Source organism: Nocardiopsis sp. iso_40 (assembly GCF_056173285.1).
In genome coordinates this window covers 5,803,074-5,816,180 of the sequence record NZ_CM149666.1, presented here as the reverse complement: position 1 = coordinate 5,816,180, position 13,107 = coordinate 5,803,074, and the positions used below count along the sequence as shown (strand labels likewise).

Here is a 13,107-nt window from a genome sequence, read left to right as displayed (position 1 = left end):
ACCTGCCCCACAGTCGACTCCGGCGCTCGAGCGCCCCGGGGCTCTCCCGCCCCACTCCGCATTCGGTCGCGGCTACGACAAGGACGAGAACATGGCGGATCTACTCCTCCTCCTAACGGGCACGGGCTTCCTCGGCCTGTGCGCTCTGTACGTGCGTATGTGTGAACGCCTCCTGGGGCCTGACCCGGACCCGTCGCACCCCGACCAGGCGGACCGCACCGGTTCCGCAGAGGGAACCGACGGACGCACCGGGCGCCCCGCCGCAGGGAAAGCGGTGACCTCATGAGCTGGGACGAGGGCCTGGCACTGGCCGTCTCCCTCCCCCTGTTCCTCTACCTGCTCGCCACCCTGCTGTTTCCGGAGAGATTCTGATGAGCGCGACCGCATGGGCCCAGTTCGCCCTGCTGATCGTGGCGTTGGCCGTCACGGCCCCGTTGCTCGGCCGTTACGCCGCCAAGGTCTACGGATACGGCGAGGGCGTCGAAGCGCCAGGCGACCGCTTCTTCCTGCCCGTGGAGAAGCTGGTCTACCGGATCTGCCGGGTCGACCCCGAACGGGAACAGCACTGGACCAGGTACGCGCTCTCCCTCCTGGCCTTCAGCGCGGTGGGCTTCCTGGCCCTGTACGCGCTGTTGCGCACCCAGGGCCTGTTGCCGCTCAACCCCCTCGGGCTGCCCGGACTCGAACCCAACGTGGCCTTCAACGTCGCGGTCAGCTTCGTGACCAACACCAACTGGCAGGCCTACGGCGGTGAGTCGACGATGACCCACCTGACCCAGATGAGCGGGCTGACGGTACAGAACTTCGTCTCCGCAGCGGCCGGTATGGGCGTGATGGCCGCTCTCATCCGGGGACTGGCCCGGCGCGGGGCCCGCACCGTCGGCAACTTCTGGGTGGACCTGACCCGGGGCGTTCTGCGCATCCTGCTGCCGCTCTCCCTTCTGGTCGCGTCCGTGCTGGTGAGCCAGGGGGTGGTGCAGAACTTCAGCGGACACACCACGGCCACCACCCTCGAGGGAGGGGAACAGGCGATCCCCGGCGGCCCGGCCGCCAGCCAGGTCGCCATCAAGCAGTTGGGCACCAACGGCGGCGGGTTCTTCGACATGAACTCCGCGCACCCCTTCGAGAACGCCACGGCCCTGAGCAACTTCGTCCAGACATGGGCGATCCTCGTCATCCCCTTCGCCCTGGCCTTCGCCTTCGGCCACATGGTCCGGGACCGGCGCCAGGGGTGGGCGGTCCTCGGGATCATGTTCACCGTATGGGCGGCGTTCTCCCTGGCCGTCATGGGAGCTGAAGGGGCGGGCAACCCGCGGCTGGACGCCATGGGGGTGGACCAGTCCGTCACGGCCGAGCAGTCCGGCGGCTCGATGGAGGGCAAGGAGACCCGGTTCGGTCCGGCGGCCTCCGGGCTGTGGGCCGCCTCGACCACCGGGACGTCCAACGGCTCGGTCAACGCCATGCACGACAGCCTCACCCCGCTCGGCGGCGGCGCGACCATGCTGCACATGATGTTCGGCGAGCTCAGTCCGGGCGGTGTGGGCGTCGGCCTCAACGGTCTCCTGGTGATGACCGTCCTGACGGTGTTCATCGCCGGACTGATGATCGGACGCACCCCGGAGTACCTCGGCAAGAAGATCACCTCCGCCGAGATCACCCTGGTCATGCTCTACGTCCTGGCCATGCCGCTGGTCCTGCTGGGGTTCGCGGCGGCCACCGCGGTCAACGGGGCGGCTCTGGCCTCGCTCGGCAACCAGGGGCCGCACGGGCTGTCGGAGATCCTCTACGGCTACGCCTCCACGGCGAACAACAACGGGTCGGCCTTCGCCGGCCTGGACTCCTCGACCTGGTGGTACACGGTCACGATGGGCATCGCCATGCTGGTCGGCCGGTTCCTGCTCATCATCCCGGTCCTGGCGCTCGCCGGGGGGATGGCCCGAAAACGGCCGCTTCCCGCCACCGTCGGCACCCTTCCCACGCACACTCCGCTCTTCGCCGGGCTGACCGTCACCGTGGTCGTGATCGTCGCCGGCCTGACCTTCCTGCCTGCCCTGTCCCTCGGGCCCGTCGCCGAACACTTCGCACTGTGAGCGCACACATGGAAAAGAACACACCCTCGCTCCAACCGCGGGGAGCCGACACGGCCCCCCGCCCCCAGGACGGACCGGACGCGCCCGCCGTCACCGGCGAACCGGCGCCGGAACCGCCCCGCGGGGCGCTGGTCACCGGGCGGATCCTGCGCCGCGCCATGTTCGAGGCCCTGCGCAAACTCGACCCCCGAACCCTGGTCCGCAACCCCGTCATGTTCGTCGTGCTGGTCGGCAGCGCGCTGTCCACCGTGGTCTTCCTGGCCGGTGCCGGGTCGGCGGAGCCCGGGCAACGGGTCTTCGGCGCCCTGGTCACGCTCTTTCTGTGGGCGACCGTGCTGTTCGCCAACTTCGCGGAGGCCCTGGCCGAAGGGCGCGGCAGGGCCCAGGCCGACGCCCTACGGGCCGTCCGCGGCAGCACGACCGCACTGGTCCGCCGCCCCGACGGCGCCACCGAGCACGTCCCGGCGACCGAACTCCGGATCGGCGACACCTGCCTGGTCACTGCCGGGGAGACCGTCCCCGGGGACGGCGAGGTGGTCGAGGGCGTCGCCAGCGTTGACGAGTCCGCCATCACCGGTGAGTCCGCACCGGTGATCCGCGAGTCCGGAGGGGACCGCTCCGCCGTCACCGGGGGCACCACCGTGCTCTCCGACACCATCGTCGTGCGCATCACCAGCAGCCCCGGTGACACCTTCCTGGACCGCATGATCTCGCTGGTCGAAGGGGCCGAACGCCGCAGGACACCCAACGAGATCGCCCTCAACATCCTGTTGGGCGGGCTCACCCTCGTCTTCCTCGTCGCGGTGGTCACCCTCCAGCCGATGGCGATCTACTCACAGGCCCGTCAGGACACGCTCGTCCTGGTGGCCCTGCTGGTGTGCCTGATCCCCACGACCATCGGCGCCCTGCTGTCAGCGATCGGCATCGCGGGCATGGACCGGCTGGTCAGGCGCAACGTACTGGCCACCTCCGGGCGGGCAGTGGAGGCCTCCGGGGACGTCACCACGCTGCTGCTGGACAAGACCGGCACCATCACCCTGGGGAACCGGCAGGCCGCGGACCTCCTGCCCCTGCCCGGCGTTCCGGTCGAGGAGCTCGCCGAGGCGGCCCACCGCTCCAGCCTGCCCGACACCACGCCCGAGGGCCGTTCCATCGTGGACTTCGCCCGGGTCAGCCACCCCGTGCTCGGCGAGTCGGGCCCGTCCTGCGGCACCCCGGTGCCCTTCACGGCCCAGAGCCGGATGAGCGGCCTGGACGAGGACGGCCGTCTGGTCCGCAAGGGGGCGACCGACGCGGTCGCCCGCTGGGTCCGCGAGAACGGCGGGGAGGTACCCGGGGAACTGGAGTCACTGTCCGCCGGCGTGGCGGACCAGGGCGGCACCCCGCTGGTCGTCGCCGAGGTCTCCGGGCCCGGAGACCCGGCCCGGGCACTGGGGGTCGTCCACCTCAAGGACACCGTGAAACCGGGTATGCGCGAACGCTTCGAACAGCTTCGCTCCATGGGTATCCGCACGGTCATGGTCACCGGAGACAACCGGCGCACGGCCTCCGTCATCGCCGACGAGGCGGGTGTGGACGACTACCTGGCCGAGGCCACCCCGGAACGGAAACTGCGGCTGATCCGCGAGGAACAGGAGCGGGGCGCGCTCGTCGCCATGACGGGGGACGGTACCAACGACGCCCCCGCCCTGGCCCAGGCCGACGTGGGCGTGGCCATGAACACCGGCACCCAGGCCGCCCGCGAGGCCGCGAACATGGTCGACCTGGACTCGGACCCGACCAAGCTCATCGACATCGTCCGGGTCGGCAAACAGCTGCTGATCACACGGGGGGCGCTCACCACCTTCTCCATCGCCAACGACGTCGCCAAGTACTTCGCGATCCTGCCCGCGATGTTCGCCGCCGCACTGCCCGGCCTGGAAAGCCTCAACATCATGGGCCTGCAGTCCGCTGAGTCGGCCGTCCTCTCCGCTGTGGTCTTCAACGCCCTGGTCATCATCGCGCTCGTGCCGCTGGCACTGCGCGGGGTCCGGTTCCGCCCCCGAACGGCCACCGCGGCCCTCAGGCGCAACCTGCTGCTGTACGGCGTGGGCGGGCTCATCACGCCGTTCGTCGCCATCAAGGCCATCGACATGGCCGTATCCGCGTTGGGAGTGCTCTGACATGGTTCGCTACCTCATCACAGCCGCGGGCATGCTCGGGCTGTTCACCCTGGTGACCGGCCTGCTCTACCCTCTGGTGGTCACCGGAGCGGCCCAGGCCGCCTTCCCCCACCAGGCCAACGGTTCCCTGGTGGAGAGGGACGGACGGGTCGTCGGATCCGAACAGCTCGCCCAGGGCTTCACCGGCCGGGAGTACTTCCACCCCCGCCCATCGGCCGTGGACCACGACGGTGCGGCCAGCGGCGGCGCCAACCTGGGACCCCTGGACGAGGGGCTGCTGGAGGACGTCGCCGCCCGCGCGGAGGACTACCGGTCCGTCAACGGCCTCCCCGGGGACAGCCGGGTGCCCGTGGACGCCGTCACGGCATCGGCCTCCGGGCTCGACCCGCACGTATCGGTGGCCAACGCCCGGCTCCAGGCAGGGCGGGTCGCCGAGGCCAGGGGGGCGACGCGCGAGGAGGTGGAGGCCCTGGTCGAGGCGCACACCACGCCGCGGTCCGTCAGGGTGCTGGGCGAGCAGGGGGTCAACGTGTTCACCCTCAACCTCGCCCTGGACGAAGCGGCCCTCTGAGCAAAAGGGGGTTCTCGGGTGTGCCCCGGACCTCGCAGTGGGCACACCCTCCTACCATCGTGATGTCGGACGAAAAGACGAAAACCCAGTTCAGGCGTCATTCAAGGGAAGAACGCGCTGACTCGGCACAGAACGGACCCGTATGAACGAGCGGAACACCGCCGCACCGGTGGTCCTGGTCGTCGACGACGACCCCCGTCTGCTCAGGGCGCTCGACCTCAACCTGCGTGCGAGGGGCTACACCGCCCTGCTCTCCGACACCGGGGAGCGCGCGCTCAAACTCGTGGCCCACCACCGTCCCGACCTGGTGCTGCTGGACCTGGGGCTACCCGAGATGAGCGGCCTGGACGTGATCCGGGGGCTGCGCGGCTGGACGGGGCTCCCCATCGTCGTGCTGTCCGGCCGCGACACCGAGCCGATGAAGGTCCAGGCCCTGGACCTGGGAGCCGACGACTACGTGGTCAAACCGTTCGGCATGGACGAACTCTTCGCCAGGGTCCGGGCGGCGATGCGCAGGACCGCGCCCGCGGAGGAGAAGGTCTCGGTGGTGACCGCGGACTTCACCGTGGACCTGGCCGCCCAGCAGATCACCAGGGGCGGCGACACGGTGCAGCTGACACCTCGCCAGTGGCACATCGTGGAGGTGCTGGTGCGCAACCGCGGCCGGCTCATCACCCACCGGCAGCTTCTCCAGGAGGTCTGGGGCCCCGGTTACGGTCGGGAGACCAACTACCTCCGGGTCTTCATGACCAAGATCCGGCAGAAGCTGGAGCCGGACCCGCCCCGACCGAGGTACTTCCTCACCGAGCCGGGGCTGGGGTACAGGTTCAGCACGGGGGAGCAGGACACGTGATCCCCGGACGACGCCTCAGGTCGGGCCGGGTCCGCCGGTGGCACCGGCGGGGGAGGTGGTTCTGGGCGAGCCCTCCCCAGTTCATCGTGGTGGCCTTCGCCGCCCTGGTGCTGGCGGGCACCGGGCTCCTGTCGCTTCCGCAGGCCACCGAGAGCGGTGGGTCCGCACCTCCGCTCACCGCCCTGTTCACCGCGGCCTCGGCGGCGAGCGTGACGGGGCTGGTGGTGGAGGACACCTCCGCGTACTGGTCACCGATGGGCGAGGCGGTGATCCTCCTGCTGATCCAGGTCGGCGGCTTCGGAGTGATGGCCCTGGCCACGGTGCTGGCGCTGGTGGTGGGGCGCAGCCTGGGCCTGCGGATGGCCGTCTACACCGGCTCGGAGGCCAAGGGGATCTCCCTGGGGGAGGTGCGCCAACTGGTCACCGGGGTGCTCTACGTGACCCTGCTGTTCGAGGGCGTACTGCTGGTCCTGCTGACACTGCGCTGGTGGCTCGCCTACGGCATGTCCCTCCCGGACGCCCTGTACACGGGGGTCTTCCACTCGGTGTCGGCGTTCAACAACGCCGGGTTCTCCCTCTACTCCGACAGCATGGTCGGGTACGCGACGGACCCGTGGATCACGGTGCCCATCGCCCTGGCCGTCATCGCCGGCGGGATCGGCTTCCCGATGTGGGTGGAGCTGTGGCGGTTCTCCAGGCGCAGGGGCGAACCCCGGCACTGGTCGGTACACGCCAAGATCACGATGGGGATGTCCGCGGGTCTGCTGCTGATCGGCCTGGTGACCTTCCTGGCCCTGGAGTGGAACAACCCGGCCACCATGGGCGCCCTGAACGTGCGGGAGAGGCTGCTGACCGGTTTCTTCCAGGCCGTGATGCCCCGGACCGCCGGTTTCAACAGCCTGGACTTCGGGTCGATGAACACCCAGACGCTCCTGGCCACGGACATCCTGATGTTCATCGGCGGCGGCAGCGCGGGCACCGCGGGCGGCATCAAGGTGACCACCTTCGCGATCCTGCTGCTGGTGGCCTACGCCAACGTGCGCGGGGAGCCCACGGTCCACGCGGCCGGTCGGCGGTTGAGCCAGGCCACGGTGTCCCAGGCCACCACCGTCGTACTGCTGTCGCTGGGGCTGGTGCTGTCCGCGACGCTGGTCCTGATGACGGTCACGCCGTTCACCCTGGACCAGGTCCTCTTCGAGGCCACCTCGGCCTTCGCCACCGTCGGGCTGTCCACCGGCATCACCGGCGATCTACCGGTGTCCGGACAGCTGGTCCTGGTGTTCCTGATGTTCGTCGGGCGCATCGGCCCGATCACCCTGGCGTCGGCGCTGGCCATGCGGCGGCGCAGCCGGGCCTACGAACTCCCCGAGGAGCGCCCGATCGTGGGCTGAGCGCGCAGGTCCCCCGGTTCCGTCGGGCCCGCCCCGGAGGGCGGGTCCGACGGCCGGGAACAGCGGGAAAGACGAAGGGGCCCCTACCACGTGGGCAGGGACCCCTTCTTACCGGCGGAGGATCGGGGATTTGAACCCCGGAGGGGATTGCTCCCCAACCGCATTAGCAGTGCGGCGCCCTAGGCCTCTAGGCGAATCCTCCTGGCTGCGACCAGCCTACAGAGCGCGGAGGTCCTGCGCAAAACGAATGTCCGGGGCGGGAGGGCGGCAGCGTGTCCGAGCCCTCCCGCCCGAGGTCAGGGTGTGCGCGGTTTCGGCACGGTCGGGGTCCGGTAGGCGCTGGCCTGGAGCTCCCACAACTCCCGGTACAGGCGGTTTCCGGCCATCAGTTCGGCGTGGCTGCCCTGGGCGGCCACCCGGCCCCCGTCCAGCACCACGATGTGGTCGGCCATCCGCACCGAGGCCAGCCGGTGGGTGATCAACACGACCGTCGCGCCGGTGCGGCGGGCGTGGGCGTGCACGGAGGTGAAGAAGCCGTGCTCGGCGCGGGCGTCCATGGCGGCGGTGGGTTCGTCGGCGATCAGCAGCGGCACCTCGTCACCGTCGTCGCCCCGGTAGAAGGAGCGGGCGGCGGCCAGCCTCTGCCACTGGCCACCCGAGGGCTCGACACCGTGCGCGAACCGCTTGTCCAGCAGGGTCTCCCAGCCGTTCCGGAACTCCGCGACGACGCTGTCCGCCTGGGCCGCGGCCGTCGCCCGGGCGAAGCGCTCGGGGCACTCGGCGCTGCTCATCACGGTGTTGCCGCGCGCGGTCAGCGGCCAGTGCGTGTGGTCCTGGGCGATCACGGAGATCCGTTCGCGCAGGCTCACCCCGTCCACCCCGGCGAGGTCGGTGCCGTCCCAGCGCACGCTGCCCCGCTGGGGCGTGTACAGCCCGGACAGCAGCTTGGCCAGCGTGCTCTTGCCCGAACCGTTCTCCCCGACCAGCGCCACGGTCCGGCCGCGGTGGAGGGTGAGGTTCACGTCCGTCAGGGACGGGCCCTCCCCCGAGGGGTAGCCGAAGGTCACGTCCCGCAGTTCGATCCGCTCGAACCCCGCCGGGGCGGGCACCAGTCCGGGGCGCGGCAGCCGGGCGCGGGCCTGGCGCTGGAAGGCCACGAAGTCGGAGAAGTACAGGCCGGACTCGTACACCCTGGTCATCGCGTGCAGGGCGTTGCCCAGCGCGCCCTGGGCGACCCGCACGGCGACCACGGCGGCCCCGGCGACCGCGATCGGCACCACGCCCCGGGCGAGCAGCACCGCGAGCACGGCGAACACCCCGGCGGTCACCAGGCCGCTGGCGGCGGACCCGGCCAGCCTGACGACGGACTGGCGGGTGGCGAGCCCCAGGTGGATGTCCAGCTCCCGGTGGGCGACGCGGTCGAACTCGGCGAGCAGCCGGCGCTCCATCGTGAACGAGCGGACCTCGGCTGCGCTGTCCCGCGCGGTCAGGAGCTGTTCGAGCATGTGCTTGCGGCGGCTCCCCTCGGTGAAGGCGAGCACCATCCGGTACCGCATCCGCGCGGACGCGGCCGCGCCCCACCACTGGGGGACCATCGCCAGCAGCAGGAGAGGGACCAGCGCCGGGTGCAGGGTGCTCAGGACCCCGGCCGCGGCGACGATGCCCACGAGGCCGGTGAGCAGGTCGGTGGTCTGCCTGACCAGCATGCCCGCCTCGTCACAGCCCCGGGTGCGGGAACGGAAGAGGTGGTCGTGGAACTCGCTGTCGTCGAAGGCCCGGAGTTCGACGGAGGCGGCGTCGCGCAGCAGGCGCTGTTCGGCGGCGAGGACCACCTTGGGCTCCAGCCGGGCCTGGGCCCGTCCGGCCAGGGCGCCGCAGCCGCCCCGGGCGACGAGTGCCAGGGCGAGCAGGGACAGGGCGGGGAGCGCGGCCGTCACCCGGTCCGGGGTGGGCACCTCCGCGAAGAGCTCGGCGAGCACGGCGGTCGTGGCGACCAGGGCCCAGGCGGTGGCGGCCCCGGATCCGAGGTTGAACAGGACGGTGGTCACGACGTCCCGGGGGCCGCTCCGCCAGGCCAGGACGGCGGCCCGGCCGACCAGTGCGGGCATCCGGCGGGCGATCCGGAACCAGGAGGCCCCGGCGATGGTCCCGCTGTGCCGCATCCACCTGGGCGGGGCGAGTTCGGGCAGGTCGAGACCTTGTGCGGGATGGTCCTGTCCTCGGTCTGAGGGGACGTGTGTGGTGCGCACGGCGGTTCCTCCTGGGGGTCGGGGCGGTTCGGGCGCTGCCGATCATCGCTCCGGAGCACGACGTCCGGGAGAGGGGCCGAAGGTTGCGGACGGACCGGATCACGGACCCGGGGGAGCGGTGCCCGGCGGGGCCGGGCACTCGGGGGCCGAGGGGCGGGACGGATCCGAGGGGAAAGTCGCGATCCGAATACCAGTACGAATCGGCCGCGCGCAAAGCACCGGGGGAGGGTGCCGGTGACTGGTGGGCCGGGGTCCGGGCGGTGTCCGCAACAACGGGGGGCCGCCGCGGCCCCGGGAAACCTGGTGGCCAGGTCTGGTCGGTGCCGGGCGGTCAGCTGGTGGTGCGTTCGATGATGAGGTCGGCGTCGCTGCGGAGTTTGTCCACGGCGCGGGAGAGCGTGCTCTTGACGGTGCCGATGGTGACGCCCATGCGTTCGGCGATCTGTGCTTCGGTGAGGTCGTCGTAGTAGCGCAGGACGACCGTGGCGCGCTGGCGCTGGGGGAGGCGTTCGATGGCGCGGCCCACGACGTCGGCCAGGTCGCTGCGCCAGGTGGGGTCGTCCACCCGCTGTTCGGGGATCTCGTCCGTGGGGTACACGTCCAGGTGGGTGCGGCGCCACTCGGAGATCTGGGTGTTGACCATCGCCCGGCGGACGTAGCCGTCGCGGGCGCGGGGGTTGGCGATGCGCCCCCAGGCGAGGAAGGTCTTGACCAGCGCCGCCTGCAGGAGGTCCTCGGCGTCGGCGTGGTTGTTGGTCAGGGAGCGGGCCATCCGCAGCAGGGCCGGTCCGCGTTCGGACACGTAGCGGCTGAACTCGTCGGACCTGGGGGTCCGGGTGGCTCCCGTCACGCCGATCACCGACCTCCGGCCGCGCCGGTTCGAGGCGCGTCCTCGCTGTGTACCGCGGCTCTGCGCCGCCCTTGGTCCTCACTCTCACACAGCAGACGCAAAGGCTCGGGAATCTGGGCGCCACGTGCCGACAAACCGGGCGGAACAGTGCAATACCCAGGGCATTTCACCGAAACGAACGGTTCCGTTTCGGCGTGTGCGCGTTCGTTCGCGAGTCCGGAGGCGACAATGGGCACCAACGGACGAGTCGGTCGACAAGGGGGCGCTCAGGACATGTCAGTGATGACGGACAGCGGACGGGATCGTCGGCGGTTCACGGCCGCCGTGCTCGGCGCCGCGGCCGCTCCCGAACCCACGCCGGTCCACCACCGCGTCGCCCGCGGGGTGGTCGTCGACTCCACCGCCTACATGCTCTGCCTGGCCACGCCGAACGGGGAGGAGCGCTTCCTCTACGAGCGGGCCACGACCTTCTGGCGCGGCGGGGAGGTCCTGCCCACCGAACTGCGCTCCGGAGACGACGCGGTGGTGCTGTGCTCGCACGACGGACGCCTGGTCGCCGAACGCGTCTGGGCCCAGACCGCCCGGGCCACCGGCGTCATCGTCGAACGCGAGGGCGACAGTCTGCGGATCGACCCCGGGCACGGCCGCCCCCGCCTGACCGTCGTCCTGCCCTACCGCAGCTCCGGGCGTATCGCCGTCCGGCATCCGCGACTGGAACCCGGATACCTGTTCGACGCCGTCGGAACCTGGCACGACGGTGAGGTCCGGGCCGCACGCCCGGTCACCACCCAGCCGCCGTACCCGCTGAACTCGGCCCCGCGCCGTCCGCCCGTCCGGCGGTACTCCACGACCGTCACCGGCATCGCCACCTGGTACGACCCGGCCTGGGGGCGCTCCAGCCACCTCGACCCGAGGGCCCTGGTCAACGGGGCCGCCTACCCGGCGCTCGACCCCGTCGGGCACGAGGGCCGGTGCGACCGCCGTACCTCCTGCCTGCCCCTGCCGCTGCTGTCGGCCGGGGCCTCGCTCAACCTGCGCAACGACTGCACCCGGGACACGGCCGTGGTCCCCGTCGTCGGCTGCGCGGCCGCCGACAGTTGGCTGTGCGACCTGTGCCCGGCCTGCGGCAACCAGAGCGCGGGCCGGCTCGCCTCCCTCACCATGACCTCCTTCGTCGCCCTGGGCGGGCGGCTGGAGGCCGGTTGTTTCAACGCGACCATGACCGTCGCCGAACAAGAGGGGTGACCGATGTTCCCGGAGGTTCTCGAAGCGGCCCGCGAGCTCCAGCTGCCGCTGCTCGCGGCGCTGCTCCTGCTCGGCGCGGCGGCCAAGGCCAGCCCGCGTTCGGCGGGCACTGGTGCGGCCGTCCTGCTGCCCGAACGGCTGCGCGGACCGGCCACGCTCGCCACCTGTCTGGCCGAGGCCGCCCTCGCGGTGGCGCTGCTGACAGCGACCGGTCTCCCGGGCGAGGCGGCCCGCGTCGCCACCGCACTGATGTTCGCGGTGTCGGTGGTCCTGCTGCTGGCGGCCCGCCGCCGCGATCCCGAGGCCGGGTGCGGCTGCTTCGGCGGACTGAGCCGGGCGCCGATCGGCTGGCGCACGCTCGCCCGGGCCGCCCTGCTCGCCGTGGCCGCGGCCGCCACGGTCGGGCTGCCGCTCTCCGGGTGGGAGGTGGCCGCTGCGCCCGATCCGCTCCACGGGGCGGTCCTGGGCGTGCAACTGGTCGTGCTGGCACTGCTCAGCCCCGAACTGCGTGAGGTGGCCGCCCGGGCCGCCACCCGTGAACCGTGCGCGCTGCGCGAGGTCTCCGAGCGGCGGACCAGCCGGCGCCTGCGCGGGAGCGAGGTCTGGCGGACCAACGCCAAGGTCATGATCAGGAGTGAACCCGAGGAGACGTGGCGCCACGGCTGCTGGCGGTTCCTGCGCTACGACGGGATGCGCCACGGCCGCCGTGTGGACGTGGTCTACGCGGTCCGGATCGGCGGCCCGCACCGTACCGGGGTGCGCGCGGCCCTGGTGGACCGGGAGAGCGGCACGGTGGTCGCCACCTTCGGTGCGGTGACCACCCTCGACCTCCAGGGGCCGCCGCGCAGGCTGCCCAGCCCGCGTCGGGCGGCCAGGCTGGACGAGGCCGCGGGGCGGGGCGGCGCGCGGCCGGGAACCCTCGCCGAGGAACCCCCGGGGGAGTCCGGGCGCGCTCTGCCGGACGGGGTCAGAGCATCTGGTCCTGCCGTTTGATCGCGGCCTCGCTGAAGTCCACGAGCATCTGCTCGTAGTCCTCGGCGTCGCCGGGGCCCATCACCGAGGTGGTGCCCAGCAGGCCGCCGTTGCGGTACATGACGGTGTACATGTGGTTCTCGCCCCCGTCGTCGCTGACCCGGATGCTGAAGGAGCGGGACTCGTCGCCGACCGGGGGGACGTCCAGGTCGGCGACCCCGTAGTCGGAGCTGCTGCCGTCCTCGTAGGTGGCGGTGTACTCGGCGCAGGTCTCGGGCGGTTCGACGGCCAGCGCCTCGGCGGCGGAGCCCTCGTCGAGCCGGACGAGGATGTGCGAGACGTTGCCCCGGTCCCACTCGTAGGCGGCCACGGAGGCGGGGGCCTCCCGCACGGCCTCCAGGTCGCTCCAGCGGTTGGCGGCGTCCGTGCACTCGGGTTTGTCCAGTTCGGTGCTGGCCCGGACCTCTTCCGAGTACTGCACTGTGACAAGCTCGGAGTAGGTCCCGGCCTCGCTGCTCTCGGGGAGCAGCGTCACGTCCTCGACGTTCAGCGGCTGGGCGTCGTGCAGTTGCGCCGCCGCCTCCGCGTTGGGGTCCTCGCTCTGCTCCCCCTCCTGCCCGCCGCAGGCCGTCAGGGCGACCGCCGAGGCCAGCGCGATCGCGACGGGCAGGGCCGCGCTCGGTGTGGAGCGGGCGGGACTTTGACGCAAACGCATGGTGGTATC

Annotated in this window: 11 protein-coding genes and 1 tRNA gene; 8 read left to right on the top strand and 4 right to left on the bottom strand. The window is 71.7% G+C overall.

Annotated elements, in window-relative coordinates:
• The first annotated feature begins 282 nt into the window (after window positions 1–282).
• The 6 genes from AC0VYD_RS25460 (at window position 283) to AC0VYD_RS25435 (ending at window position 7,067) form a co-directional block, all read left to right on the top strand.
• A complete protein-coding gene (locus tag AC0VYD_RS25460) occupies window positions 283–372 on the top strand; it encodes a potassium-transporting ATPase subunit F (protein WP_475477834.1) in 90 nt (29 codons plus the stop codon).
• Entirely contained in the window at window positions 372–2,090 is a 1,719-nt protein-coding gene (gene kdpA, locus AC0VYD_RS25455) for a potassium-transporting ATPase subunit KdpA (protein WP_475477833.1), read from the top strand. Before AC0VYD_RS25460 ends, kdpA begins: the two co-directional genes overlap by 1 nt.
• Window positions 2,091–2,098: 8 nt before the next feature.
• Complete coding sequence (kdpB, locus tag AC0VYD_RS25450; RefSeq protein WP_475477832.1) at window positions 2,099–4,252, top strand: potassium-transporting ATPase subunit KdpB; 2,154 nt, start codon at window positions 2,099–2,101, stop codon at window positions 4,250–4,252.
• A gap of 1 nt (window position 4,253) precedes the next feature.
• The gene (kdpC, locus tag AC0VYD_RS25445) at window positions 4,254–4,823 is read left to right on the top strand and encodes a K(+)-transporting ATPase subunit C (RefSeq protein ID WP_475477831.1); all 570 of its coding nucleotides are present in this window, start codon (window positions 4,254–4,256) and stop codon (window positions 4,821–4,823) included.
• A 142-nt stretch (window positions 4,824–4,965) separates the two neighbouring features.
• Complete coding sequence (locus AC0VYD_RS25440; protein ID WP_475477830.1) at window positions 4,966–5,676, top strand: response regulator; 711 nt, start codon at window positions 4,966–4,968, stop codon at window positions 5,674–5,676.
• 86 nt (window positions 5,677–5,762) lie between these two features.
• Complete coding sequence (locus AC0VYD_RS25435) at window positions 5,763–7,067, top strand: TrkH family potassium uptake protein (RefSeq protein WP_475480371.1); 1,305 nt, start codon at window positions 5,763–5,765, stop codon at window positions 7,065–7,067.
• 115 nt (window positions 7,068–7,182) lie between these two features.
• Here AC0VYD_RS25435 and AC0VYD_RS25430 read toward each other — a convergent pair.
• The 3 genes from AC0VYD_RS25430 to AC0VYD_RS25420 all read right to left on the bottom strand — a co-directional run bounded on the left by AC0VYD_RS25430 (window position 7,183) and on the right by AC0VYD_RS25420 (window position 10,175).
• A tRNA-Ser gene (locus tag AC0VYD_RS25430) sits at window positions 7,183–7,269 on the bottom strand.
• 94 nt (window positions 7,270–7,363) lie between these two features.
• Window positions 7,364–9,316 carry an ATP-binding cassette domain-containing protein gene (locus AC0VYD_RS25425; protein ID WP_475477829.1) on the bottom strand — a complete coding sequence of 651 codons (1,953 nt, stop codon included), beginning with the start codon at window positions 9,314–9,316 and terminating at the stop codon, window positions 7,364–7,366.
• A 331-nt stretch (window positions 9,317–9,647) separates the two neighbouring features.
• On the bottom strand, window positions 9,648–10,175 hold the full coding sequence (locus AC0VYD_RS25420) for a SigE family RNA polymerase sigma factor (protein WP_475477828.1): 528 nt from the start codon (window positions 10,173–10,175) through the stop codon (window positions 9,648–9,650).
• Window positions 10,176–10,448: 273 nt separating this feature from the next.
• On the opposite strand from AC0VYD_RS25420, the gene AC0VYD_RS25415 reads away from it, so the two are divergent.
• Together AC0VYD_RS25415 and AC0VYD_RS25410 are read left to right on the top strand one after the other, a co-directional pair.
• A complete protein-coding gene (locus AC0VYD_RS25415; protein ID WP_475480370.1) occupies window positions 10,449–11,411 on the top strand; it encodes a hypothetical protein in 963 nt (320 codons plus the stop codon).
• A gap of 3 nt (window positions 11,412–11,414) precedes the next feature.
• A complete protein-coding gene (locus AC0VYD_RS25410) occupies window positions 11,415–12,404 on the top strand; it encodes a MauE/DoxX family redox-associated membrane protein (protein ID WP_475477827.1) in 990 nt (329 codons plus the stop codon).
• Here the strand turns inward: AC0VYD_RS25410 and AC0VYD_RS25405 are convergent.
• Window positions 12,379–13,098, bottom strand: coding sequence for a hypothetical protein (locus AC0VYD_RS25405; protein WP_475477826.1), 720 nt, complete (start codon window positions 13,096–13,098; stop codon window positions 12,379–12,381). The genes AC0VYD_RS25410 and AC0VYD_RS25405 overlap by 26 nt on opposite strands.
• Between the last annotated feature and the right edge of the window lie 9 nt (window positions 13,099–13,107).

Coding starts and splice junctions, on each gene's coding strand:
- AC0VYD_RS25440 (WP_475477830.1), top strand. CDS start 4,966: ATGAACGAGCGGAACACCGCCGCACCGGTGGTCCTGGTCGTCGACGAC.
- AC0VYD_RS25415 (WP_475480370.1), top strand. CDS start 10,449: ATGACGGACAGCGGACGGGATCGTCGGCGGTTCACGGCCGCCGTGCTC.
- kdpB (WP_475477832.1), top strand. CDS start 2,099: ATGGAAAAGAACACACCCTCGCTCCAACCGCGGGGAGCCGACACGGCC.
- kdpC (WP_475477831.1), top strand. CDS start 4,254: ATGGTTCGCTACCTCATCACAGCCGCGGGCATGCTCGGGCTGTTCACC.
- AC0VYD_RS25460 (WP_475477834.1), top strand. CDS start 283: ATGAGCTGGGACGAGGGCCTGGCACTGGCCGTCTCCCTCCCCCTGTTC.
- kdpA (WP_475477833.1), top strand. CDS start 372: ATGAGCGCGACCGCATGGGCCCAGTTCGCCCTGCTGATCGTGGCGTTG.
- AC0VYD_RS25405 (WP_475477826.1), bottom strand. CDS start 13,098: ATGCGTTTGCGTCAAAGTCCCGCCCGCTCCACACCGAGCGCGGCCCTG.
- AC0VYD_RS25410 (WP_475477827.1), top strand. CDS start 11,415: ATGTTCCCGGAGGTTCTCGAAGCGGCCCGCGAGCTCCAGCTGCCGCTG.